The sequence below is a fragment of the Robertmurraya beringensis genome (assembly GCF_042433785.1).
Classification (GTDB): Bacteria; Bacillota; Bacilli; order Bacillales; family Cytobacillaceae; genus Robertmurraya_A; species Robertmurraya_A beringensis.
Genome location: NZ_JBHLUU010000032.1, coordinates 200,255 through 224,309 on the forward strand (window position 1 = coordinate 200,255; position 24,055 = coordinate 224,309).

At 41.5% G+C, this 24,055-nt stretch carries 29 protein-coding genes; 7 read left to right on the plus strand and 22 right to left on the minus strand.

The window, feature by feature from the left end; all coding sequences use genetic code 11:
* Positions 1-110: 110 nt before the first annotated feature.
* The 6 genes from ACFFHF_RS11540 to speE form a co-directional block, all read right to left on the minus strand.
* Positions 111-290, minus strand: a complete 180-nt coding sequence (locus ACFFHF_RS11540) for a XapX domain-containing protein (RefSeq protein ID WP_160545886.1) — start codon at positions 288-290, stop codon at positions 111-113.
* A gap of 54 nt (positions 291-344) precedes the next feature.
* On the minus strand, positions 345-1,415 hold the full coding sequence (gene mnmH, locus ACFFHF_RS11545; protein ID WP_160545887.1) for a tRNA 2-selenouridine(34) synthase MnmH: 1,071 nt from the start codon (positions 1,413-1,415) through the stop codon (positions 345-347).
* Between the two features lie 57 nt (positions 1,416-1,472).
* A complete protein-coding gene (gene argS / locus ACFFHF_RS11550) occupies positions 1,473-3,143 on the minus strand; it encodes an arginine--tRNA ligase (RefSeq protein ID WP_377058193.1) in 1,671 nt (556 codons plus the stop codon).
* Entirely contained in the window at positions 3,140-3,607 is a 468-nt protein-coding gene (locus ACFFHF_RS11555) for a YwiB family protein (RefSeq protein WP_377058194.1), read from the minus strand. Before ACFFHF_RS11555 ends, argS begins: the two co-directional genes overlap by 4 nt.
* Before the next feature lie 612 nt (positions 3,608-4,219).
* Positions 4,220-5,092, minus strand: coding sequence for an agmatinase (gene speB / locus ACFFHF_RS11560; protein WP_160545889.1), 873 nt, complete (start codon positions 5,090-5,092; stop codon positions 4,220-4,222).
* A 154-nt stretch (positions 5,093-5,246) separates the two neighbouring features.
* The gene (speE, locus tag ACFFHF_RS11565; protein WP_119710289.1) at positions 5,247-6,077 is read right to left on the minus strand and encodes a polyamine aminopropyltransferase; all 831 of its coding nucleotides are present in this window, start codon (positions 6,075-6,077) and stop codon (positions 5,247-5,249) included.
* Positions 6,078-6,313: 236 nt separating this feature from the next.
* On the opposite strand from speE, the gene ACFFHF_RS11570 reads away from it, so the two are divergent.
* Positions 6,314-8,386, plus strand: a complete 2,073-nt coding sequence (locus ACFFHF_RS11570; RefSeq protein WP_377058195.1) for a transglycosylase domain-containing protein — start codon at positions 6,314-6,316, stop codon at positions 8,384-8,386.
* 170 nt (positions 8,387-8,556) lie between these two features.
* Here the strand turns inward: ACFFHF_RS11570 and ACFFHF_RS11575 are convergent, their stop codons facing one another.
* On the minus strand, positions 8,557-9,066 hold the full coding sequence (locus ACFFHF_RS11575; protein ID WP_377058196.1) for a YwhD family protein: 510 nt from the start codon (positions 9,064-9,066) through the stop codon (positions 8,557-8,559).
* A 15-nt stretch (positions 9,067-9,081) separates the two neighbouring features.
* On the minus strand, positions 9,082-9,708 hold the full coding sequence (locus ACFFHF_RS11580; RefSeq protein WP_340906375.1) for a site-2 protease family protein: 627 nt from the start codon (positions 9,706-9,708) through the stop codon (positions 9,082-9,084).
* 137 nt (positions 9,709-9,845) lie between these two features.
* On the opposite strand from ACFFHF_RS11580, the gene thmT reads away from it, so the two are divergent.
* Positions 9,846-10,079 carry a 2-hydroxymuconate tautomerase gene (gene thmT, locus ACFFHF_RS11585; protein WP_160545892.1) on the plus strand — a complete coding sequence of 78 codons (234 nt, stop codon included), beginning with the start codon at positions 9,846-9,848 and terminating at the stop codon, positions 10,077-10,079.
* A 137-nt stretch (positions 10,080-10,216) separates the two neighbouring features.
* On the opposite strand, the gene ACFFHF_RS11590 is transcribed toward thmT, so the two are convergent.
* From ACFFHF_RS11590 to ACFFHF_RS11600, 3 genes are all read right to left on the minus strand, one after another.
* The gene (locus tag ACFFHF_RS11590; RefSeq protein WP_119710292.1) at positions 10,217-10,726 is read right to left on the minus strand and encodes a YwgA family protein; all 510 of its coding nucleotides are present in this window, start codon (positions 10,724-10,726) and stop codon (positions 10,217-10,219) included.
* A gap of 42 nt (positions 10,727-10,768) precedes the next feature.
* Entirely contained in the window at positions 10,769-12,067 is a 1,299-nt protein-coding gene (locus tag ACFFHF_RS11595; RefSeq protein WP_340905982.1) for an HD domain-containing protein, read from the minus strand.
* A gap of 265 nt (positions 12,068-12,332) precedes the next feature.
* Positions 12,333-12,557: a YuzB family protein gene (locus ACFFHF_RS11600; protein ID WP_377058197.1), complete on the minus strand. Its 225-nt coding sequence runs from the start codon at positions 12,555-12,557 to the stop codon at positions 12,333-12,335.
* 266 nt (positions 12,558-12,823) lie between these two features.
* On the opposite strand from ACFFHF_RS11600, the gene ACFFHF_RS11605 reads away from it, so the two are divergent.
* Entirely contained in the window at positions 12,824-13,579 is a 756-nt protein-coding gene (locus ACFFHF_RS11605) for an RsfA family transcriptional regulator (protein ID WP_160545893.1), read from the plus strand.
* 86 nt (positions 13,580-13,665) lie between these two features.
* On the opposite strand, the gene lipL is transcribed toward ACFFHF_RS11605, so the two are convergent.
* Positions 13,666-14,514, minus strand: coding sequence for an octanoyl-[GcvH]:protein N-octanoyltransferase (lipL, locus tag ACFFHF_RS11610; protein WP_160545894.1), 849 nt, complete (start codon positions 14,512-14,514; stop codon positions 13,666-13,668).
* 79 nt (positions 14,515-14,593) lie between these two features.
* Entirely contained in the window at positions 14,594-15,571 is a 978-nt protein-coding gene (gene pta, locus ACFFHF_RS11615; RefSeq protein ID WP_340905984.1) for a phosphate acetyltransferase, read from the minus strand.
* A gap of 275 nt (positions 15,572-15,846) precedes the next feature.
* Here pta and hemQ point away from each other — a divergent pair, with 275 nt between their 5' ends.
* The 3 genes from hemQ (at position 15,847) to gerQ (ending at position 17,744) form a co-directional block, all read left to right on the plus strand.
* Positions 15,847-16,593, plus strand: coding sequence for a hydrogen peroxide-dependent heme synthase (hemQ, locus tag ACFFHF_RS11620; protein ID WP_340905986.1), 747 nt, complete (start codon positions 15,847-15,849; stop codon positions 16,591-16,593).
* Between the two features lie 155 nt (positions 16,594-16,748).
* Entirely contained in the window at positions 16,749-17,171 is a 423-nt protein-coding gene (locus tag ACFFHF_RS11625; protein ID WP_340905987.1) for a cell wall hydrolase, read from the plus strand.
* A gap of 27 nt (positions 17,172-17,198) precedes the next feature.
* Positions 17,199-17,744 (plus strand): spore coat protein GerQ, encoded by a 546-nt coding sequence (gerQ, locus tag ACFFHF_RS11630; protein WP_377058198.1) that lies wholly within the window; start codon positions 17,199-17,201, stop codon positions 17,742-17,744.
* Positions 17,745-17,794: 50 nt separating this feature from the next.
* On the opposite strand, the gene ACFFHF_RS11635 is transcribed toward gerQ, so the two are convergent.
* The 9 genes from ACFFHF_RS11635 to mobA all read right to left on the minus strand — a co-directional run bounded on the left by ACFFHF_RS11635 (position 17,795) and on the right by mobA (position 23,025).
* Positions 17,795-18,166, minus strand: coding sequence for a DUF423 domain-containing protein (locus tag ACFFHF_RS11635; protein ID WP_160545898.1), 372 nt, complete (start codon positions 18,164-18,166; stop codon positions 17,795-17,797).
* An 18-nt stretch (positions 18,167-18,184) separates the two neighbouring features.
* A complete protein-coding gene (locus tag ACFFHF_RS11640; protein WP_377058199.1) occupies positions 18,185-18,481 on the minus strand; it encodes a YwdI family protein in 297 nt (98 codons plus the stop codon).
* Between the two features lie 60 nt (positions 18,482-18,541).
* Positions 18,542-18,709: a uracil-DNA glycosylase gene (locus ACFFHF_RS11645; protein ID WP_160545899.1), complete on the minus strand. Its 168-nt coding sequence runs from the start codon at positions 18,707-18,709 to the stop codon at positions 18,542-18,544.
* A 16-nt stretch (positions 18,710-18,725) separates the two neighbouring features.
* Positions 18,726-19,391, minus strand: coding sequence for a uracil-DNA glycosylase (locus tag ACFFHF_RS11650; protein WP_377058200.1), 666 nt, complete (start codon positions 19,389-19,391; stop codon positions 18,726-18,728).
* Positions 19,381-20,115: a DUF4230 domain-containing protein gene (locus ACFFHF_RS11655; RefSeq protein WP_377058201.1), complete on the minus strand. Its 735-nt coding sequence runs from the start codon at positions 20,113-20,115 to the stop codon at positions 19,381-19,383. Before ACFFHF_RS11655 ends, ACFFHF_RS11650 begins: the two co-directional genes overlap by 11 nt.
* A 487-nt stretch (positions 20,116-20,602) precedes the next feature.
* Positions 20,603-21,622: a MoeB/ThiF family adenylyltransferase gene (locus tag ACFFHF_RS11660; RefSeq protein WP_340905997.1), complete on the minus strand. Its 1,020-nt coding sequence runs from the start codon at positions 21,620-21,622 to the stop codon at positions 20,603-20,605.
* A gap of 40 nt (positions 21,623-21,662) precedes the next feature.
* A complete protein-coding gene (gene moaD, locus ACFFHF_RS11665) occupies positions 21,663-21,893 on the minus strand; it encodes a molybdopterin converting factor subunit 1 (RefSeq protein WP_377058202.1) in 231 nt (76 codons plus the stop codon).
* Positions 21,886-22,350, minus strand: a complete 465-nt coding sequence (locus ACFFHF_RS11670; RefSeq protein ID WP_377058203.1) for a molybdenum cofactor biosynthesis protein MoaE — start codon at positions 22,348-22,350, stop codon at positions 21,886-21,888. The genes moaD and ACFFHF_RS11670 overlap by 8 nt, the downstream gene beginning before the upstream one ends.
* A gap of 60 nt (positions 22,351-22,410) precedes the next feature.
* Positions 22,411-23,025 carry a molybdenum cofactor guanylyltransferase gene (mobA, locus tag ACFFHF_RS11675; RefSeq protein WP_377058204.1) on the minus strand — a complete coding sequence of 205 codons (615 nt, stop codon included), beginning with the start codon at positions 23,023-23,025 and terminating at the stop codon, positions 22,411-22,413.
* Positions 23,026-23,217: 192 nt separating this feature from the next.
* Between mobA and pdxK the strand changes: the two genes are divergently transcribed.
* Positions 23,218-24,039 carry a pyridoxine/pyridoxal/pyridoxamine kinase gene (gene pdxK, locus ACFFHF_RS11680; protein WP_377058205.1) on the plus strand — a complete coding sequence of 274 codons (822 nt, stop codon included), beginning with the start codon at positions 23,218-23,220 and terminating at the stop codon, positions 24,037-24,039.
* The last annotated feature ends 16 nt before the right edge of the window (positions 24,040-24,055 follow it).

Below are 24,055 nucleotides of genomic sequence, written 5' to 3' on the forward strand. Positions count from 1 at the left end.
TTTTGCTTTGCATAAGCGGAAAACCTCCCCCTATTTCCCTCGAAATGAGCTCCATTCTGCATATAACGGAAAAATCTCCGCTTATTAAGGACAAGACTTTCAGGCTTCCCTTATTTTCCAAAACTTTGCAGCCATGGAGTTAACTGCTCAAACACTTTAAAACCTAAATAGATTCCAACAATTCCAGTGATACCCGCTAAAGCAGGTGGTGCCGGAATGGGCAGACGAAAGAGTGCAAAAATAAACCCGACGAAAAAACCCGTTACTAAAGATAAAAGGACAAGCTTCATAGTACCCCTCCAAAAATCATCCGTATACCTTAAAGCATTCCCCACCATGCTATTTTATACTTCGATTTTTGCTCTTCTTGATTGCTCAATAATCTCCGCTATCTTGTTTGTAGCTTCTAAAATTGAATCGCTGCAAACAAAAATCTCCGGGTTCTCATAGTCTCCTACTTTATTGCTGTAGCGCGGATCATAATAATGCTCCATTAACAGTCTAATAAGGGGCAAATAATCTCTTTCTTCCACACATCTTAGAAGCTCCATTTGAATATCAAATGATTTTATTCTCTTAATAATCATCTTTAAAGCAAGCTCAACACGTTCATGAAAAGCATCTGAGTGCTCATAAGGCTTCACGTACTGCTCATAAATTCGTTCCATTCTTTTTTCGATGGAGGAATAGACGGTAATATGAAGTCCTTTCAATTTTTTCTCGGCTAACTCTGTTGGCTGCACAGCATGTCCAATTCGTTTGCTCTCTCCTTCCATAATGAAATATGGAGAGCCTTTGAGTTTCTTTAAATCTTCAAAAAGAAGAGCATCAAACATCTTTTGGTTATGTGGAGCTTCCCCACCAATCGAGCCAAACACCGAGCCTTTATGATTCGCGTACTTCTCTAAATCGAGCACGGGATATCCTGCCGTTTTTAGATGCTGAAGAATGTCCGTTTTCCCTGTTCCCGTCATCCCGGTAATGACCACTGCTTCATCAGGAATTAAGTCAGAGAGATGCTCTATCACATGCTCACGATAAGCACGGTACCCTCCTTCAATCCTCCTAACATGGAGCCCGGCGAGTGTAGCAAATGTGGCAACAGATTGGCTTCTCATTCCACCTCTCCAGCAGTACACCATGGGCTCGCGACCAGACTCTTCAATCTCCTGAATTCGTGCAAGCATATCAGGAATTTTTGGACTAACAATCTCCATCGCCTTCCATTTGGCTTCCTTTTGCCCTTCTTGCTTATAAAGAGTTCCAATCAATGCCCGCTCTTCATTTGTAAAAAGAGGAATATTGACCGACCCAGGAATATGGCTATCAGCGAACTCACCTGGTGACCGTACATCGATCGTCGTATAGCGATGCTTATTTTCTAAAAACTTTTCAACTGAACAGTCTCTAATCATGTCTTCCTCCACCTTTAAGTTTCAAAAGAGGCTCCCCATCCGGAAGCCTCTCACTTGTTACATTTTTTCAGGAGCGGAAACTCCGATTAATTTCAGTGCATTCTTTAACGTCGTTTGCACCGCTTTAATTAATGAAAGGCGTGCCTTTGTGCGCTCCACGTTTTCCGCATCCAATACTTTTTCCGCATTGTAAAAGCTATGGAAAGTTGAAGCAAGTTCATAAATATAGTTCGTCACTCGGTGTGGCATGCGTTTCTGAGCGGCTTCTGCCACTGCTAAAGGAAACTCACCAAGCTTTTTAAGCACTTCAATTTCCTTCTCAGCGCCGATTAAAGAGAAATCAGCGTTCGTATCATACGTGAACCCATTCTCTTCCCCTTGACGAAGGATGCTGCAAATACGAGCATGTGCATATTGCGCGTAGTATACTGGATTTTCATTGGATTGTGATACAGCTAAGTCCAGGTCAAAGTCCATATGCGTATCTGCACTTCTCATTGCGAAGAAGTAACGAGTCGCATCTAATCCTACCTCTTCAACAAGATCACGCATCGTAACCGCTTTTCCGGTCCGCTTACTCATCTTCATCTTTTCACCGTTTTTGTACAGGTGAACAAGCTGGATGATTTCGACCTCAAGTACATCTTTTCCATACCCTAATGCTTCGATCGCTGCTTTCATTCTAGGAATATACCCGTGGTGATCGGCACCCCATATATTAATAAGCTTTTCAAAGCCGCGATCAAGCTTATTTTTATGATAAGCGATGTCAGGTGTTAAGTAGGTGTAAGAACCATCCTGCTTAATAAGCACGCGGTCTTTGTCATCTCCTAGATCTGTCGAGCGGAACCAAGTGGCTCCATCTTCTTCGTAAATATAGCCATTTTCACGAAGTTTGTCTAAAGCTACATCAATTTTTCCATCTCCATAAAGAGAGGTTTCAGAGTACCACACATCAAATGGCACGCGGAAGTCCTCAAGATCCTGCTTCAGCTTGGCCATTTCCTCTTTTAACCCGTAGCTACGGAAAAAGTCAAAGCGCTCTTTCTCATCCATATTTACGAACTTGTCACCATACTCCTCAGCCAAACGCTTACCGATTCCAATGATATCTTCCCCATGGTAACCATCAGCCGGCATCTCTTTTTCCATACCAAGCGCTTGGAAGTAACGTGCTTCAACCGATAATGCCAGATTATTAATTTGGTTTCCTGCATCGTTAATATAGTATTCACGCGACACATCGTAACCCGCTTTTGCAAGCACATTACAAAGAGAATCCCCAACAGCCGCTCCACGAGCATGTCCAAGGTGAAGATCTCCTGTTGGATTCGCAGACACAAATTCGACCTGAATTTTTTGTCCATTTCCTACCGTAGTTTCTCCGTATTTTTCACCAGCTGTAAGAATCGTTGGAATAAGATCTGTTAAGTAATTATTGTTCATGTAAAAATTGATAAATCCAGGACCAGCGATATCAATCTTTTCAATGGATGCCTTTGATTGATCAAAGTTTGCCACAAGTGCCTCCGCAATCGCACGAGGTGCTTTCTTTGCCACTCTCGCTAACTGCATCGCCATATTGGTCGAGTAGTCCCCATTTGCTTTATCCTTTGGTGTTTCTAAAATTACATCTGGAAGCTGCTCCTCTGTTGCTAACTCTGCTTTTATCACTGCCGCTCTTATTTCTTCTTTAAGCTTCAATTGTACCTGTTCAACGATATTCAACGTTTTTCCTCCTCAAACACGATTTGCAATTTGTATGTACCTGCTTTTGAGCCTTGTATCAAAAGATCGTATAAAACCTCAATCGTTCCTATACTATTCTCACTGTTCCATCTATGCTGAAGTTCTTTTGTATCTGTGATCATTAGCAGCTCTCCAAATGGAGTGGTATAGCTGCCACGATGCTGCTTCTTTTCTTCTAACAGCATTCGCATTTTCACCGAGCCACTTCTCATCAGAAGAATTCCATCCTCTGTGAGCTTCATCGTAGTCTTCATCGGCCCCTCTTCTGTACTTTCCTCGTATTGAAGGTAGCCGCTCGCATTCTTTACATAGTATCGACCAAAAGTTGTGAGTTCAAAAGTTTCCTTTTCCCCACCATTTTCAATCATAGTATGTACCTTAATTTTTACGGTAATTTGATCCGCTGGTTGAATCGGCAACGGCCATACACTTCCTTTTATCATTGCATTCTCTATAACTTAATAATTATAAAGATTTTAGAGGGGGAGCGCAAGGTGTGATGCTACTATTTGAGTGGTTGTATGCCTCTTATGACCTTATTGGAGGGGTCGCACCTTGTTTTCATGTCATAACTTTGTTTTTATGACATATGTAAACCTTGTTTTTAGTCTATGTAAGGTCATAAAAAGAGCTTTATGACTTTAATACAATGCTATTTTTCCTGTTACAGGTCATAACTAGCTTTTTAGGGGTTTTAATGAGTGGCTTTTTGGCAATTCGTTTTTCCTCATTTGCCTGTGCCCACACGTTAAGTTCCCATGAGAACACTTTTGCTACCCCGAGCGGGAACCTAACCCCTACTTCGATTCCCGCTCGCGCTCTTTTCCAGCCCACACGGGAACCTAACCTCTACTTTGATTCCCCCTCGCACTCTTTTCCAGCCCATACGGGAACCTAACCTCTACTTTGATTCCCGCTCGCACTTTTTTCCAGCCCATACGGGAACCTAACTCCCTCTTCACTTCCCAAAAACACCCTTTTCTCTTCTTAGTAATCACCTGAAACACCTCATAAAAAAACACCCGCCAAATCCTGGCAGGTGCACAACTTCATCCTTATTTCACCCATCCAAGAATCATTTCGCGGATGAGTTTGCTTGCTGTGTTTGCTGTTTGTTCAGAGTGGTCGTAAATTGGAGCTACTTCTACTAAGTCTGCTCCCACTACATTCACTTCCGAGCGTGCAATTTCGTGAATAGAAGCTAATAGCTCTCTAGAAGTAATTCCACCTGCATCAACGGTTCCTGTTCCTGGTGCATGTGCTGGGTCAAGAACGTCGATATCAATCGTCACATACACGGGACGTCCTGCTAATGTTGGCAATACTTTCTTCAAAGGCTCAAGTACTTCGAACGGAGAAATATGCATGCCGACTTCCTTCGCCCATTGGAATTCTTCCTTCATGCCGCTACGGATCCCAAATGAATACACATTTTGTGGTCCGATTAAGTCTGCTACCTTACGAATCGGTGTCGAGTGAGATAATGGCTCTCCCTCATAGTTCTCACGAAGGTCTGTGTGTGCATCCATATGTATGATGGCTAAATCCGGATACTTTTTTACCATCGCTTTAAAAACGGGCCAAGAAACTAAATGTTCTCCACCCATACCAAGTGGGAATTTCCCTGCATCAAGAACCTGATCCACGAACTCTTCAATCATATCTAAACTACGCTGTGGATTTCCGAATGGAAGTGGAATATCACCTGCATCATAGTATTTCACATCTTCTAGCTCACGGTCTAAGTACAAGCTGTATTCTTCTAAACCTATAGATACCTCACGAATACGCGCTGGACCAAAACGAGATCCTGGGCGGTAACTTACTGTCCAGTCCATTGGCATTCCGTACAATACCGCTTTACTTTCCTCAAAGCTTGGATGGCTTTTAATAAACACATTACCTGAGTATGCTTCATCAAAACGCATTTTGTTTCCTCCTTTAAATTAAGAGGGGGTCAGTTTCATATCCGCCAGCTGGTGTTACTACGTAACAAAGGCTTCCTTCAGGCGGAAACTGCCCCCACAATCTAATTCTTTCACAGTAAAAAACGGAGAGAATCTCCCCCCGTCTTATTTATTATTAGCCTTCAATTAAATCTTTAACAAACTTCGGTAGCACGAATGCTGCATTGTGAAGCTCTTTTGTGTAATACTTGGTATCAATATCATGGAAACGTTCTTCAGCTACTTCAAGTGGATCATGCTTCTTTGATCCTAACGTGAATGCCCACATTCCGCTTGGGTATGTTGGGATGTTTGCGATGTAAAGGCGAGTGATCGGGAAGATTTCCTTTACGTCTTTTTGTACAGAACGAATTAAGTCTGCTTTGAACCAAGGGTTATCTGATTGAGCAACAAAGATTCCATCTTCTTTTAACGCCTTAGAGATTCCTGCATAGAAACCTTTTGTAAATAGGTTTACTGCTGGACCAACTGGCTCAGTTGAGTCTACCATGATCACATCGTATACGTTTTCTGCAGTAGCTATGTGCATAAAACCATCATCCACTTTAACTTCTACGCGTGGATCGTCTAGCTGTCCTGCGATCTCTGGAAGGTACTTTTTAGAGTACTCAATTACTTTTCCGTCGATTTCAACAAGTGTTGCTTTTTTCACGCTTGGGTGTTTTAGCACTTCACGAATAACTCCACCGTCTCCGCCTCCAACAACTAGTACGTTTTCTGGATTTGGGTGAGTGAATAATGGAATATGAGCAACCATTTCGTGGTACACGAACTCATCTTTAATAGACGTCATGACCATGTCATCTAAAAGAAGCATATTGCCCCATTCTTCTGTTTCTACCATATCTAACTTTTGAAAGTCTGTTTGCTCCGTATGTAATGTGCGCTTTACCTTCATTGTAATACCAAAATTCTCAGTTTGCTTTTCCGTAAACCAAAGTCCCATTTACGCCATCCTTCCTTATTTAAAAAATATCTATCGGTTTCAATACTAATTTCCTGTATTGTTATTCTTCCCCAAAAAAACTCAAACATGAGAAAAAGTATAGATGAATCTAGCAAAATTGCAAGAAAAAAATTCTTTTTTTAATAGATAGGCGTTTAAAACAGCCTCTTTCTTTTCATACTAGTAAGAAAGATGGAAAAACAGGAAAAATCTATCTGAAGTTGAGGTGTCAATCCTTGGAGGTTATTACGGATCAGCGGTTTAGAAGAACGATGAAATACATACGTGCCTTACTCATTCTTGGATCAATCGGTCTTGGTTTACTTGTTTTAGTAGTGACCGGTGTTCTTATATACGCCAAGGTGCAGGGCCCTCCTCCTCTTGCCGTGCCTCAATCATCTCTCTATTACTCGGATGATGGGCAGGTCATCGGTGAAAGCAATAATGGAGAAAAAAGATACTGGGTAGGAATTGATGAAATTTCCCCTCATTTAATTGGAGCAACCGTGGCGATAGAGGACCGATCCTTTTACAAGCATAACGGATTTGATTTTAAACGAATTGCTGGTGCTGCTCTTGCTGACATCAAGGCAATGGCCAAAGTTCAAGGTGCAAGCACGATTAGTCAGCAGTATGCCCGAAATTTATTTCTTGAGCATGAAAAAACGTGGAAGCGTAAGCTACTAGAAGCTCTGTACACGATTCGAATCGAAATGAATTATACGAAAAATGAGATTCTCGAAGGTTACTTAAATACGATCTATTATGGAAAAGGAGCATATGGCATTCAAGCAGCGAGTCAATATTATTTAGGTAAAAATGCCGCTGACTTGACGCTAGCTGAAGCTTCTATGCTAGCTGGAATTCCAAAAGGACCGAGCATCTACTCTCCTCTTATTTCGGAGGAAAATGCAAAGAGCCGTCAAAAAATTATTTTGGATTCGATGGTAAAAAGTAAATATATTACTGAATCCGATGCAAACGCAGCTATTCATGAAACCTTATCCTTCATTGGTGAGCACTCCCATGCGGTGACACAAATTGCCCCGTATTTTCAGGATGCCGTCAAGCAAGCATTAAAAAATGATTTAGGTTTGGATGACCGAACAATTGAGCTTGGTGGACTTCATGTGTACACGACACTTGATACCGAACAGCAGGAGTTAGCAGAGAAAAATGTTTCTACCCATATGGCAAAGGAATCTGAATTGCAGGTAGCACTCGTGTCGATGAATCCGAAAAACGGGTATGTTAAGGCAATGGTTGGTGGAAGAGATTATGTGGAAAGCCCGTTCAACCGTGCAGTTCAAGCGGTTCGTCAACCAGGATCTACCATCAAACCACTTCTTTACTATGCGGCGATATCACAAGGATTTACGCCCGCTTCATTAGTGAGAAGCGAAATGACGACCTTCCGTTTTGACGATAACCGAGCGGAGTATACACCACATAATTTTAATAATAAGTACGCAGGGAAAGAAATCACGATGGCACAAGCGCTCGCCCTTTCCGATAATGTGTATGCGGTTAAAACACATTTATTTTTAGGCGAAGAAACACTCGTAAAAACAGCCAAGCAATTTGGAATTACAACTCCGATGGAAAAAGTACCGTCATTAGCACTTGGGACCAGTGGGGTAAAGGTGATTGATATGGCCAATGCCTATAGCTTGTTTGCTAACGGTGGGAAAAAAGTAAAACCAGTTCTTATTAAGAGAGTGGAAGACCATCGAGGGGAAGTCATTTACGAGTATGAAAAGGAAAATGAGCGTGTGTTGAAACCTGAGGAAGCGTTCGTTATGACTCATATGATGACAGGAATGTTTGATAAAAAGCTCGATGGATATTCCAATGTAACCGGTAGCTCGATGATCAATGATATGACTCGAATTTATGCTGGAAAGTCTGGTTCCACTGATTCTGATAGCTGGATGGTCGGTTTTTCCCCTCAGCTCGTGACCGCGGTATGGACCGGTTATGACCAAGGAAATCCGATTGAAATCGTTGCCGAGAAATCGTACGCGAAAAAAATTTGGGTCAACTATATGGAGGACGCATTAGCTGACGAGCCGATCAAAAACTTCAAAGCCCCTAAAGGAACCGTTGGAGTATATATTGACCCTGAAAGTGGCCTTCTAGCAACCGATGACTGTCCAATCAAACGACTCACCTATTTTATTGCAGGCACAGAACCAACCAAGCACTGCATCGATCATCTTGATCATGATGCCGAAAAGCCAACTGAAAAGAAAAAAGAAGAAAAGAAAGAGAAAAAGACGTGGTATAAGAGGATTTTTGATTGGAGCTAACCACCCATTCACTATTCAAATATACAAAAAAGCCCCGAGTCACATGTACTCGGGGCTTTTTCTGTCCTAGTGCTATAGCGTGTTATCGCTGTTTAAAGTTTACTTTTTTTAACGGAAAACGGCAAGTATTTCCTAACAATTTGTTAAAAAAACCTTTTTGGAATAATTTCCTATCCTTGAAGATCTGTCTTCAATTTCTCTTCCGATCTTTCCCACATACCCGCATCATGATTTTTCAGAAAATCAGTTAGAATTCCTTTTGAACGACTATCCATATGATCGACGATGATCTGACGTTTAATCGACTTATCCATGCGATTCACATGCTCAGGTAGTGACTTATAGCCACGACGAATTTCACGGTCCACGGTCATTTCGCAAGCCGTCACACCCGCATAATAAGGTCCTTCCTGCTTTCGGTCAATTGTGACCCAAACCAACCAGTAAGGCTTGGCGTTTGGAACTTCTTCCTTTGTTTTTAAAAACTTAATCCCTTTTTCCACCACACTTCTTGCGTGCATGGCGCCAACATCAATGATTGCTTCCCCGGCATCCACATCAATAATAACCGGTGAAACATTATCTAAGGTGAGAGCTCCAACACCAAATCCTCCATGCCCTTCGGTTGGATCACTTTTAATAATATTAAAACCAATACTTTTCTTCTTTTTTTCTTCCATAAAAATGAACGCCTCCTACAAAAATAACTGATAAAAGAACTGATCTAAAGTCGAAAGAATCGACGGAACGACTGTCGAATACAGTGGGTCAATCGTATATTGATCAAGTGGAGTAATAACTAAAATAAGAAAGATTAGTGCTCCATATTGCTCATACTGTGTCATTTTAGCCCGTACATTCACCGGTACGAGGTCTTCAATAATTCGGTAGCCATCTAACGGTGGGAACGGCAGCAGATTAAACACAAATAAAGCAACATTTAAATACAAAAATATATTAAGAAACTCAAACACGTATGAGGGTAGAGTTTCCACCGCACCAGTAGCCACCAATCCATACAATAACACAAAGCCAAGAACGGATAGCATTAGATTACTAAGGGGCCCTGCTATTGATACAAGAATACTTGCTAACCGAGGATTTTTAAAGAAAAAGCGATTGACTGGAACAGGTCTTGCCCAACCGAAGCCTATAATAAAAATTAACAATGTGCCAAAGGGGTCCAAGTGCTTCATCGGATTTAGAGTTAGTCTGCCCTGATTTTTCGCCGTATCATCCCCAAACTTATAGGCCACCCACGCATGGGCAAATTCATGGACAGAAAACGCTACGATCAACGTAATAACCACGTATGGAATCATTTCTATATCAAAAGCTAAAAACCTAGATAATTGCTCCAACACGTCAACTCCTTTTCGAAGACTCTACTTAGCCAAATTATACATGAAATATAGGATAAATGGAAAAATGAGTATTCCTTTCTCACGTTTGGAACATTATGATTAGGTTAAGAAGAACTTACATATCTCTCAAGGAGGCAATCATCATGCCATACGTAACCGTAAAAATGCTAGAAGGCCGTACTGACGACCAAAAGAAAGCTCTTGTGGAAAAAGTAACCGCTGCTGTCGTGGAAACAACGGGAGCACCTGCTAAGAAAGTCGTTGTATTCATTGATGAAATGACGAAAAATAATTATGGGATTGCTGGAAAAAGGCTGTCTGACGAGTAAAATTAGTTTTTGGGTGTCGGTTGTTATGCATTCTCTTCGCTGGTATTCCTATTGGAATACAGGCTCGATTCTGCATAACAACCGACAACATATTTTTTACAAAAGAGGCTTGGACATAAAAAGTCCAAGCCTCTCTTTTATACAGGGACCACTTTCCCCTTTAATGCTTCAATATATTCATACGCCTGCTTAATTTCGTCTTCGGTGTATTTTTGCTTGCTCTTTAGAGTAAAGATTTTTTCCTTTACTTCCTCTACTTCTAAATCGTCAAAGAAAAGTACGGTTGATACGAGTTCTAGAAACCTAGCATTCTGGCTATTCATGTCGGTTAAACAATCCTCTAAAGCCGGAAGTTCCACTAGGTTCATATTTAAAAATTCCATACCCTCATCTGTTAAGGAGTAGCGGTACTGCATGTAACCGCCCTTTTTCTCCTTCACCTCGTTAAGAAAGCCCATATTGCATAGCTCTTCTACACGAAGGGTCAACTCTTCGGAGTAAGGTCCATAAAAGTGAAACTGAAACCTCTCTTGGAAAGGAAAATCTACTTTTTTCGCTATATAAATCATTTTTTGCAGTTTTTTCCGACCAACAATTTCCCCTGCCGCTGCAAAAGCTTGCATTATTTTGGCATGATCCTTTAACAATGAGACCCTCTCCTACTTCTATATTTATATCAAGCACCTATCTCATAGGTCTAGTAAGTTGCGAATTTGCTTTTTAATGTTCTTTTTAGATGAATCGTCCTTTAAAAGATCTGCAGGGAAATACAACTTATGGTCTGTTCTTCTTTTCCCTGAAATGGCATCAACGATCTGAGATTCTCTTGAAAGCTCTCTTACTTCTCCATTTTTCATAAGAAGTTGAATCGGCAGGCGCTCTTCTTCCTCACCTGGTCGATAAAAGTCGTATGGTAAGTCTGACGAGGAATCAACGACTAAATAATACTCCGGGTCAAGACCCGCCTTAGCAAATAAGGTAGAAAGCTCGCTTAGCTTCTTATATTCTTTCGCTGGGTCAAACTCCACATATTTAAACAAATTTCGATCCATAAAACGGACACACAGGTCACGCAAGATCAAATCCTCTTCCTCTTCCCACATTTGGAAGTAATAGAGAATAACGGCTTCATCTAATTTCAAATAGTCATAAAGGGTAATATTTTCAGCAAATACAGAATAAAAGTGAATCGGTTCGTGCTTAAATTGGTAGCCTTTTTGGTACAAATGCTTGGCACGGTGGAGAATCTTGGTCAAAATGACCTCTGCACTACGAGTAACAGGATGGAAGTACACCTGCCAATACATTTGGTATCGACTCATGATGTAGTCTTCCACTGCATGCATACCACTTTGCTTGATCACGACTTGATCTTCTTTTGGCCGCATCACGCGTAGAATCCGTTCCATATCAAAATGCCCATAGCTCACACCTGTAAAGTACGCATCACGCTGTAAATAATCCATACGATCCGCGTCAATCTGGCTAGAAATCAAGCTAATCACGAGCTTGTTCGGTGAGGTTTTGGCGATCACCTCAGCGACCATCTTCGGGAAATCCTTGCTTACCTTTGTAAGAACCCTATTTACTTCTGTGTTGCCAAGAATAATCTTTTGTGTAAAAGCTTCATGATCGAGGTCGAATACTTTTTCAAACGAATGCGAAAAGGGACCATGTCCGAGGTCGTGAAGGAGTGCAGCACAAAGTGAAAGCAAACGCTGCTCACTGTTCCACTCCGGTCGTCCATCAAATACATCATCAATAATGCGACGAATGATTTCATAGACTCCGAGCGAATGGTTAAAACGGCTATGCTCTGCCCCGTGAAATGTAAGATATGTCGTTCCAAGCTGCTTAATCCGGCGTAGACGTTGGAATTCCTTCGTACCAATCAAATCCCAAATCACACGGTCTCTCACATGTACATAACGATGAACGGGATCTTTAAAAACCTTTTCCTCCACTAGCTTTTCCTGTGAATATGCCACTGTAGAATCCCTCTTCCTATCTATCTTTAAACTATTATAACTTGATTCATTCTACAATTCACCCTAAAAAAGGAAAAAATCTACAGAATTTCGACAAATTTAGAAGACAATATTCAACCTTTTTCTCCCCAACTCGGGTAGTAACATGTCTGATGGGCTGCATTCTCTTCGCTGGTATTTCTATCGAAATAAAGGCTCGATTTTGCATCCCATCAGACAAATAATCAAAGAAAAAACCACCTATCTTCCGTACCAATAGGTGATTTTATTTTTTCAGCTTCTTATTAATTTTATCCATTAATTCTTCTTCTGTTAGCGCAGAAAGGGGACGGTTATTCACGAATGCGAATGTTTTCTTTCTCCCTGGTCCGCAGTATGATTGGCAGCCAATTTCAATCGTTGCCTCAGGATCCATATCCTTTAGTCGAGGAATCAACGTTTTTAAATTTACGGCCTGACAATCGTCACACACACGAAATTCATTTGCCATCTATATTACAACCCTTTCTTCGGTGCAAACTAAGCCAAGTAAACTCTTTTTAATAATCTAAACGGTATTTTACCGTTTCTTTTCTCCTAATGCAAGCTGTAATCCTTAGCCGAATATCCATAAAAAACCTGTCTATCTAGTCAAATCTTAAATATTTTCGAAAAAAACTCTACTATCCTTGCAATCAATTTGTATAAAACCAGCCGCATGTGGTCATGCTTTAACTAAGAACTTGAAAATGTATTCTGGTTAGGGAGTTGAGTAGAATGAAAGTTAGACAAGATGCATGGACAGATGAAAATGACTTATTACTAGCTGAAACCGTTTTACGACATGTTAGAGAAGGAAGCACACAGCTAAATGCATTTGAAGAGGTTGGGGACAAGCTTAATCGTACCTCTGCAGCATGTGGTTTCCGCTGGAATGCCGTTGTAAGGCATCGCTACGAAAAAGCATTACAATTAGCTAAAAAGCAACGAAAGCAGCGTCAAAGAATACTAGGAAAAGACCAGGGTGGGAAAAAGAAACTATTATACTCACCACCAGTTCCAACACTAGAAGAAGTTGGCCCAATTGCAGCAGCTGAAGTAGAAACTTATGAAGTACCAAATTTCTCAGAAGAAATGGCTATTGAGCCAGCAGAGATCGCTCAAAGCGTTACACAAGTGGCCTTACCAAGCCCGGTCGCATCACAAACGCAAGCTCCAAGAGACATGAATATGGAAACGGTAATCTCGTATCTACGATCACTAGGTGGGTCTAATATTCAAGTGGATATTTTAAAAAGTGAGAATGAGAGACTGAAGCGCGAAATCGCTTCATTGAAGAGACGTAATGAAGAGCTAGAAGGAAAAATTAATCATCTTGAGCAAAATACAGAAATCATCCAGGAAGATTACGAGACATTAATGAAAATCATGAATCGCGCTCGTAAACTAGTGGTGTTAGAGGAAGAAGAAGACCGCCCAGCCACTAAATTCAAAATGGACCGAAATGGAAATCTCGAAAAGATTGCTGAGTAGAAAATAGATATATTTTGGGAGAGTAGGCAATAATATCTCTTAGTTGAAAAGCCGTACCTTTATTGGGTACGGCTTTTGTACTTCTCTTATTCATTCGCCTCAACTAAAAATTTATCATTCCGCTCCACGACTCTTAAGACATACGAATCAAGCATTTGCAATTCTTCTTCCGTTAACACGCCCGCTTGCAAGATCCCTGCCTTCTTTTTCAAGGTGAGCAATAGCCTTAGCATTACATCTTGAACCGTAAGTGAAACCCCAAACAATTCAGATAAAGAAGCCATAACCCTTGGCTTTATTTTTGGATAAGAGAATTTCGTCTCTTCCCCCTTAGTAGCTCGATTATAAAACTCTTGAATAACCTTGGCACGTTCGCTTCCACTTCCCGTTACACAAAGGTAGATTTGAACCGCCACACCGCCTCGCAAACGCCGCTGTGAGATTCCAGCAAACTTTTTTCCATCAATGCTTAAGTCATAGCTTCCCGGACAATATGATCCTACAATTTCTCGAGCCTCAATCGAGCGTTCAAAATCAGCAAACATCTCTTGAATAAGCGTCCACATCGCATCGTATCCGCGATTGATATCAATTCCCTTTTCCTGTTCTGGGAGAATAATTGATAGATTGAGAACTCCCTCGTCGAGGACAACAGCTAATCCACCTGAGTTCCGAACGATATACTCGTAGTTTCGACCTTTCAAGTACTGTAATCCATCACTTATATAAGGCAATCTAGTATCTTGGATTCCAAGTACAATGGTATCAGCATGAACCCAAGCCCGAACCGTCGCTGGTGCTCCCTTGGTACCAATCGAGGCGCAGAGCGTATCATCATACCCAAACGAATGAAGAGCACTCATATGAAGTCCCGTACTTGATTGATCAATAATTCGCCAGGTAGGCTGGTTTAATAGTTTCTGCGCTTCTTCCATCGTTTCCGTCTCCTCGTGTTTTCTTGCCTTTATTTTACCATAGAAAAGAGCCAGTTAAAGAGAACTGGCTCACTAGTAATTATTGACTTAATGCTTGAGCAGCTGTGATAAGTGACAGCTTGTATACATCTTCCTCGTTACAACCGCGAGAAAGATCGTTCACAGGGCGGTTTAAGCCTTGTAAAATAGGTCCAACTGCTTCAAAATTTCCTAAACGCTGAGCAATTTTGTAACCAATATTACCAGCTTCTAAGCTTGGGAAAACAAATACGTTCGCATCCCCTTGAATCACTGAGTCTGGAGCTTTTTTCTTTGCAACAGAAGGAACAAATGCAGCATCAAATTGGAACTCTCCATCTAATACAAGAAGAGGATCTCTAAGCTTTGCTTCTTGAACAGCAGCAGATACCTTTTCCGTTTCTGGAGATTTCGCAGAACCCTTTGTTGAGAAGCTAAGCATCGCCACTCTCGGCTCGATATCAAACATTCTTGCTGTTTTTGCACTTTCTACAGCGATTTCAGCTAAGTCTTGTGCATCTGGAGCAATATTGATTGCACAATCAGCAAACACATACTTTTCCTCTTCGCGTACCATAACAAATACACCTGATGTTTTACGAACGCCTTCTTTTGTTTTGATGATTTGAAGCGCAGGTCTTACCGTATCAGCTGTTGAATGGGCTGCACCACTTACTAGTCCATCAGCTTTGTTTGAATAAACAAGCATCGTTCCAAAGTAATTTTCATCAAGTAAAATCTTGCGTGCATCCTCTTCCGTTACTTTCCCTTTTCTTCTTTCAATAAAGGATGCCACTAACTCATCCATCATTGCAAATTGACTTGGATCGTAGATTTCAGCCTTCTCTAAAGACACGCCTAATTCTTTTGCCTTTGATTCAATTGCTTCTATATTTCCTATTAAAATAGGCGTTAAAACATTCTCTTCAGCTAAACGTCCAGCTGCATTAATAATTCTTTCGTCTAAACCTTCAGGAAAAACGATTTTAATGTTTTGTCCACTTACTTTTTCCTTCAGTCCTGTAAATAGGTCGCTCATGACGAATCCTCCCTTATGTACTATACCTTTAGCATACGCTTACCACATAAAATTTCAACCGTTTCACAGATTGTTACCGTTTCCACATAAAAAGTTTTTGTTTTCTGAATAATCCACAAAAACCCTTATCTTCTTTACTATCTGCCATTCTCATTAAAAATATCCTTTTTTAATTAACCATAGTGAAAATTCAGGTTTTATTCACACGTTTACTGGTGAAACTATGGTATAGTATGTTTTGTACATTATAATAATTCTAATGAGGAGTGAAACAAATGGCAGAAGCAGCACAAACCCTTGATGGCTGGTATTGTTTACATGACTTCCGTACAATTAACTGGAGTGCTTGGAAATTACTATCAAGCGACGACAGACAAACCGCGATTCATGAATTTTTAGGTTTAGTAGAAAAATGGAATGCCACTCAAGATAAGAAAGAAGGCAGCCATGCTTTATATACAATTGTTGGTCAAAAAGCTGATTTTATGATGATGATTTTACGTCCAACGATGGAAGAATTAAATGAAATCGAAACAGAATTCAATAAGACGATGCTTGCTGAATATACCATTCCAGCTCATTCTTACGTGTCTGTAGTAGAGCTAAGCAACTATCTTCCAGCTGATCAGGACCCTTATCAAAGCCCTGAAATCCTTGCTCGTTTGTATCCAACTCTACCAAAAGCAAAGCATGTGTGCTTCTATCCAATGGACAAGCGTCGCCAAGGAAATGACAACTGGTACATGCTACCGATGGAAGAACGCCGTTCCATGATGCGCAGTCACGGGATGATTGGTAGACGGTATGCAGGAAAAGTAAAGCAGATCATTACCGGATCTGTTGGCTTTGACGATTACGAATGGGGAGTAACACTCTTCTCAGATGAAGCTTTACAATTTAAAAAGCTCGTGTACGAAATGCGCTTTGATGAAGTGAGTGCACGTTACGGTGAATTTGGTGCCTTCTTTATAGGAAATTTACTAGAAATTGATCGTCTACATAGCTTCTTACACGTAAACTAAGCATTTATGAACCCTCTAGCTTTTGCTAGGGGGTTTTTTCTATTTCCTAGGAATAAAAGAATTTCCCTTCACATACGAATGAATTAGTGAGCTGTTCCTTTATTTGACCCTTTCATCTCACCACAGAAGGTACAACACGAAGAGAGGTGAAATTCATGGGTGTGATCCCTTACACAGAAGAGCATGTAAAGCTTTTGGCCCGATTAATTCGAGCAGAAGCGGAAGGCGAAGGAAATTTAGGTATGCTGTTAGTTGGAAATGTTGGTGTGAACAGAGTAAGAGGACAGTGTCTGGATTTTAAAGACATTCGTGACATACAAAAAATGGTCTTTCAGCGTCCGGGTGGATTTGAAGCAACCGTCAAAGGTTACTTTTACCAAGCTGCAAGAAAAAATGAGATAAAGCTTGCAAGACGTGTAATAAAAGGGGAGCGATTTCATCCCGCTTCAAATGCTCTTTGGTTTTTTAGACCATCGGGCCCTTGTCCCGCTCAGTGGTATAACCAGTGGAACACAGGTCGTTTTAAGGCACACTGCTTCTTCAGTCCATCCCAGCAGGATTGTCCAAAAGTATATTAAATACGATTACTAATTGGAGGGATTTCTTTGTCACAAAATTATGATCCAAATGCTTTCTACAGACAAACAGGGTACCAACAACCTTATTTTGGAGCCCCCATCCAGCCAAGTGCACCAAAATATCCGCCAGCAGGCCAAGTAGCCGGCGCTGGCACCGGTGCGCCTACATACGGTGCACCCCAAGCATATCCTACTATGCCAGCGGGCTCAACACTTCCACCTGCTGGAGCTGTTCCAGGTTACACAGGCGCCTTTAACGCGCCATCAGCTGGTCCTCAAGTGCCAGGTATGCTGCCGCTAGAGGAATCGTATATTGAAAACATCTTCCGCCTAAACAAAGGAAAGCTAACTACTGTGTACACCAATTTTGACGGAAATGATGAGGGCTTAGCAAGAACCTTTAAAGGAATTATTGAAGCTGCTGGGCGGGATCACTTAATCTTAAGCGATCCACAAACCGGCATGAGATACTTAATTCCAATGGTGTATTTCGCCTATGCAACCTTTGATGAGGAACTTGAGTATGACTATCCTGGTTATGTTCCCGGATTAGCTTCTTATCCTCCTCGCTAATAACGCATAAAAACAGGAGCATCCTTCAATAGCAGGATGCTCCTTGTTGTTTACAAATATTTTACTGCTGCTACGATGATTAAAATCCATGCAGCTAAAAACGCCAAGCCCCCTAGTGGTGTAATCGCACCAAGGATGCTAATTTTCGTTAAAGTCATAACGTACAAGCTTCCTGAAAAAAGAATGATACCAATTAACATCATCCAGCCTGACCAAGATAAAAGCGCATTTGCCGGCAAACGTCCAAGCAATACACCCACAATTAGTAAGCCAGTAGCATGAAACATTTGATACGTGACTCCGGTTTTCCAAATCTCTAAGTATTTTTGCTCCACTCGACCTTCTAGACCATGTGCCCCGAAGGCCCCCAATGCCACTGCTAAAAATGCATTAATGGCTCCAATGATAATAAATGTTTTCAACCTCTCCACCCCATTATGTTAAAAATCAAACAGTGAATCTCCATTGCTTTCATCGTCTATTTGCAACTTTTTCGGCTGTGTTTGAAGGGGTGAAGGAGTTAGAATTTGCTTTTCGTTTGTTGGAATCACAGGATTCATTCGAGGTAGCTCACGTGTGGTCTCACCCATTTGGCTTTCAAGGACAAGCTCACATAATGTTTTAATCGCTTGAACTCGTTCTCTCACTTGTGAATTCGCCCCACTTGCTTTGGCTGCCAGCAGCTCCTGTTCCATTTTTAAAAGTAGCTTTTGCACACTAATATCCAATTCATTCACCTCAAACCCTCGTCTACCCTATAGTATACGACCTGTTACTGATTTTTCCAAAGAATAGCGTTACTTTTTCTCAAAACGAAGACAAGCCTGTCCCGAAGCCTTCATTACCTCAACCGACGGAAGCTGCCTTGTTTTAAATCCAAATGCTTTACATCCCTTTGGAAAATGAGGATCCCAGGTCACGTAGAAATACTGACACTTAAAGCAGTCCTTTCTTTCCACCTTCATGTAATCCCCTCCTATTTCATTTGATAGACCAATCAATCTCTGTGTAGCCCTTCTCTTTCAGCCAGTCATTTGCCTTTGAAAACGGTCGGCTCCCAAAGAAGCCACGATGAGCAGAAAGTGGGCTTGGATGCGGAGCTTCAATGATATGATGGTGGTCCGAAATCAATCTCTTTTTCTCTTGTGCTGGTTTCCCCCATAGCACAAACACCATCGGTTTCTGTCTCTCACTAAGCTTGGTAATCACTGCATCGGTGAAAATTTCCCAGCCCATTTTTTTATGAGAATGTGCCTGACCCGCTCGAACAGTTAGGACCGTGTTTAACAAAAGAACCCCTTCATCGGCCCATTTTTTTAAATACCCGTGGTTTGGTACGGGTGCGCCAACATCATTCTGTAACTCTTTGAAAATATTTTTTAACGATGGAGGCGTAGGAACACCTGGCAGGACCGAGAAGCTCAGGCCATGAGCTTGCTCTGGGCCGTGATAAGGATCCTGACCAAGTATGACGACCTTCACCTGCTCATACCTTGTGTACTGTAATGCAGAAAAGATGTGCTCTCTTTTCGGATAGACCGTATACTGTTCATACTCCTCTTCAATCATGTGTTCTAGCTTAGTGAAGTATTCCTTTTTAAACTCGTCCCCGATGTAGGACTCCCAGCCATTCCAATTACTCTTCATATGTGATCACCGTTCGATATCCAAGGGCTGAGAAAAACTCCGTAAATGTTTTCTCTGCATTTTGTTCTGCCACCTGAATGAGCCCTTGAGAAATGGCCTCTTCCTTTACAAGCCCCTTGGCCTCCTCTGCGAGCTCGTAAGCCTCATTCCAATTCACTTCATCCCGAAAGATTCCTTCTACAGAAAACACCTGAGCTTGGTCAAAGTCTAGTGTGGGCTCTTGGATAATGGAGGCTTTTGGAAGCTTGATTTCTATTATCTTCTCTTCTTCATTTACATGGAGATTGGATTCAGTAATTCCAGTCAAGTCAACTCCCGCTGTAACCGTACCAGGGATAATTAGAAGGAACTTTCTCTTTGTTCCTGGAAGATTTGTGCTAATATCCTTCCCAAACAGCTGATTGTCCTCTTTTTCAATTACCGCCTTCACGTACGCCTGTGATGACGCTAGGGACGACAAGTCTTTTATTTGCTCTATGAAACTACCCGATTGTACGGTAGCTTGATGGGTCCCTTTTATCGTGAAAATGATTCCGATTATAACTAGAATGGAGAGGACCATTCCCAACAACTTCCATACTATTGATTTCGGAATACCTCTCACTTTTGATTGATTGTGATGGTGTATCTCGTTGAATGCAAGCGAGGCCGCCATTTGTTGCTTCGCTTCCGTAAGCTCCTTCTGCAAGGCCTCTAATTGCGACTGTACCTCTTTCTCGTTCATCTTCACCCTCCTTACAAACTCCTAGAATTTATTATAACGGTTGACGATGGATTTTGTAGAATTTTGCAGAAAGAAGTCGTATAGAAGATATTAGTAGATTAAATATGATGGCTTGTCCTTAATCGAGTGACCAGCAAAAGTAAGTTAAGCGGAGATTTTCCGGTTAAATACAGAATGGAGCTTTTTTCGGGGTAAATAAGGGAAGGATTTCCGCTTATACAAAGCAAAATCTCCTATTTTCGTAGTTTTCGAGCCAATAGTAGGAATTTCTCCGTCTATTTGATCATTTTTTCATAATTATTACTAATTAAGCGGAATTTCTCCGTCTATATATCAGCTCGGGGTGTGCTTAACCCTGATTTGCCAACCGATAAATGCGCGGACCGAATGTAGAAATGTTAATAAATAAAGAAAAGACGTATTCATACGTCTTTTCTTGTGTCTTTTAATAAGTAAGCACTCAAAAATCGTCTCTCCAACTACCAACCTACCCCAACAATCTCTGATAAATTGACCGCGCCTGACTCATATCCTTCGTCCCATGAACAAGCCCCCGACCGTCTTTAAAAAGAACCACACGCTGCTCGTCCATTTCAACCGAAAGCAAATACGGATTTGCCTTCACCACGTACCCCAACCTTACTAGTTGATCCGCTAAGTCCGCTAAATTCAACTCACTTTGTCGTGGAGGGCGAATTTGCACCGTATCACGACCACAAAGGACTGTTGAGCGTGAAAGATTCTCCTTATCGAGATACGGATACTCTCGAAGATCTCCACACGACAAGCATCCCGGGTCCTTTGCTTTTCCCATTTTCATGCTCGTGTATTGATTTCGCCATAAATCAAAGCTCGCAAACGAATCACGAACCGCCTCCCAATCTTCCACCAGAATCTTCAGAACCTCTGCTGATTGATGAGCAATGACCATCTGCACAGCCGGTCCAATGATTCCTCCTGTATCACAGGTCATTCCTTGAATAGGAATTCTTTTCAGCAAACAATTCAAGCAAGGAGTTTTGCCAGGAATGATCGTAAAGCTCATACCAAAGCTTCCTACACATGCACCATAGATCCAAGGGATTTTGTACTTTTGAGAAATATCGTTAATGGCCATTCGCGTTTCAAAATTATCTGTCGCATCCAAGATCAAGTCCACATCCACAACAAGCTCCTCTAAGATGTCAGGCGATGCGTCGCCAACAATCGGCACAATCTCAATCTCGCTGTTTATAGCTCTCAATCTCTTTTCAGCTGCAATTGCCTTCGGAAGCTTCTCTCGAACATCTTCTTCTGTGTACAACTGCTGTCTTTGCAGATTGCTCGCTTCCACATAATCTCGATCCACAATCGTTAGCTTCCCTACACCCGCGCGCGTAAGCACTTCACCATTTCCCGATCCAAGTGCACCAGCACCGATCATCAGCACATGCTTAGATCCTAGCTTGTCCTGTCCACTTTTTCCAATCGGTGAAAAAAGAATTTGCCTCGAGTACCGATCATCCATGCTAAAAACCTCCTTCCTCTGTCCGGCTCAGCTATTCTACTTAGCCCCCACTAACTGGTGGTATAAAAGCAACCACATCTCCATCACTCAACACATCTTCATCACTAGCAAACTCTTCGTTTACAGCTGCCATAACCGAATCCAAATTCACTCCATACTGCTCACTTAGAATCGCTTTAGCCTCTGCAATGGTTTTCCCTGTAAGGTCTACGGATACCGATTCTTCCCCAACCGCATCGCGCAGATGAGCGAAAAACATGACTTTATTCACCTAAATCACTCTCCTCTGGTTTTCCTTTTGGATAAGCAACCGTTTCAAGTTGATTTCCGATCCATTCTTCTCCGTCTTCCCAATGCTCTTTTTTCCAAATAGGAACAATCTCCTTGATTCGCTCAATAGCATAACGATTGGCTTCATACGCATCGGCACGATGTGGGGTAGATACAGCAATGACAACAGCTATATCCGTAATTTCAAGCTTCCCCACTCGATGCGAGATCGCCACCTTTGCTCCCGACCAGCGCTCTTCGATTTCACGTCCAATTTGCTCCAACTTTTTCACAGCCATGCTCTCATACGCTTCATAAATTAAATATAAAGTCTTTTTACCTGCGGTTAGCTCTCTTACCGTTCCAATAAACGTTGTAATGGCTCCCGCTTCCCTTTGAACGACTTTGTCAATAATCGATTGCGTATCAAGGGGCTCTTTGGATATTTCAAAATTCATGTCTGCACCAACTTCCGTTCTATCTTGTCTTTAAGATTGTATCATATCCCTACGTTCTTCTCATAAAAACGAGGCTCCATCACGATCCAGCTTTTTCGCTTTTTCATACTCTATCTGATCATTCATATTAAAAACAGCGGTATCCTCCACATGGATGCCCTCTCTTCTTAAAATATCTTCTGAAATATACCTCACCTTAAGTTTCTGAAGTAGACTCATGATACGAAGCTCGTTCCTCTCTAAAGACTGAGAAACCGCTTGTAATGCATCCTTTCGATACGCACCAAACAAAGGATGCATTCGACCTTCAAGCTTTGGTATGGCTGCTTGGTAGTCTTCTAACTCCTCTAGTAAAAAATCCCCCAGGCTTGAAGAGATAAACGGCATATCACAGGCCACTATTAAATTTTCCTCGGACCTGGAAGCTTTAAGCCCTGCTTGTATTCCGGCAAGGGGACCTTTCCCCTTTTCCTCGTCTTCAACCATCGGTATGTTCAAATATTCATACGTTTGAAACGTGTTGGTGACGATGAGAAGTTCATCCGTGATTTTTTCAAGTTCGTTTGTAATTCTGTCGATGACCCGTACACCGTCTATCATCATCAATGCCTTGTTTTGTCCCATACGACTTGATTGTCCACCTGCTAAAATAATCCCTGTTCTACTCAGGCTCATCGTCCACCTTTCTTAAAGAATATATGCCTCTATTTTAATATGGAAAGAGGAGAAAGACTATTAGGTCTATTCGCCTTTATTTACAAATTCAGCACAGTTGATTACTAATTTAGGTAAGCGAAAGAAAATACTAGAAACATCTAGGAAACTAGACTATGATTAAAAAAATAAAGCTCATAGGAGGTTCAACACATGACATTAAAAAAGGTAATGACAATCGCTGGTTCTGACACAAGCGGAGGCGCTGGCATTCAGGCAGATTTAAAAACATTCCAGGAGCTTGGTGTATATGGAATGACCGCTCTAACAACGATTGTAACTATGGATCCTAAAAATCATTGGCATCACCATGTGTTTCCTATCGCGATTGAAACGCTAGAAGCACAGCTTGAAACGATTCTTTCGGTAGGAATCGATGCAATGAAGACAGGCATGTTAGGTACAGTGGAAATCATTGAACTAGCTGCTAAGGTAATCGATGAAAACCAACTTCAAACCGTCGTTATTGATCCAGTTATGGTATGTAAAGGGGAAGACGAAGTATTGCACCCAGAAACTACGGATGCTCTTCGTGAAATCCTAGTACCACGAGCAACTGTTGTCACTCCAAATCTATTCGAAGCAAGTCAGCTGGCACAAACCGCTCCACTTCGTACGATTGAAGATATGAAGCAAGCAGCTGTAAAGATTCATGCCCTTGGTGCCAAGTATGTATTAATTAAGGGTGGAAGTAAGCTAAATCATGAAAAAGCCGTTGATGTTCTGTTTGATGGTGAAGAATTTACTCTACTAGAAAGTGAAAAAATTGACACCACTTACATTCATGGCGCAGGCTGCACATACTCTTCAGCTATTACTGCCGAGCTTGCAAAAGGTGCTTCCGTGAAGGACGCTGTTGCGACGGCAAAGGACTTCATTACAGCTGCAATCGCACATGGTTTTAAGTTAAATGAATATGTTGGACCAACGATGCACGGTGCGTACCGTACATTTGGTGCAAAAGTGAACGCATAAAATAGAAGCCGCTGGA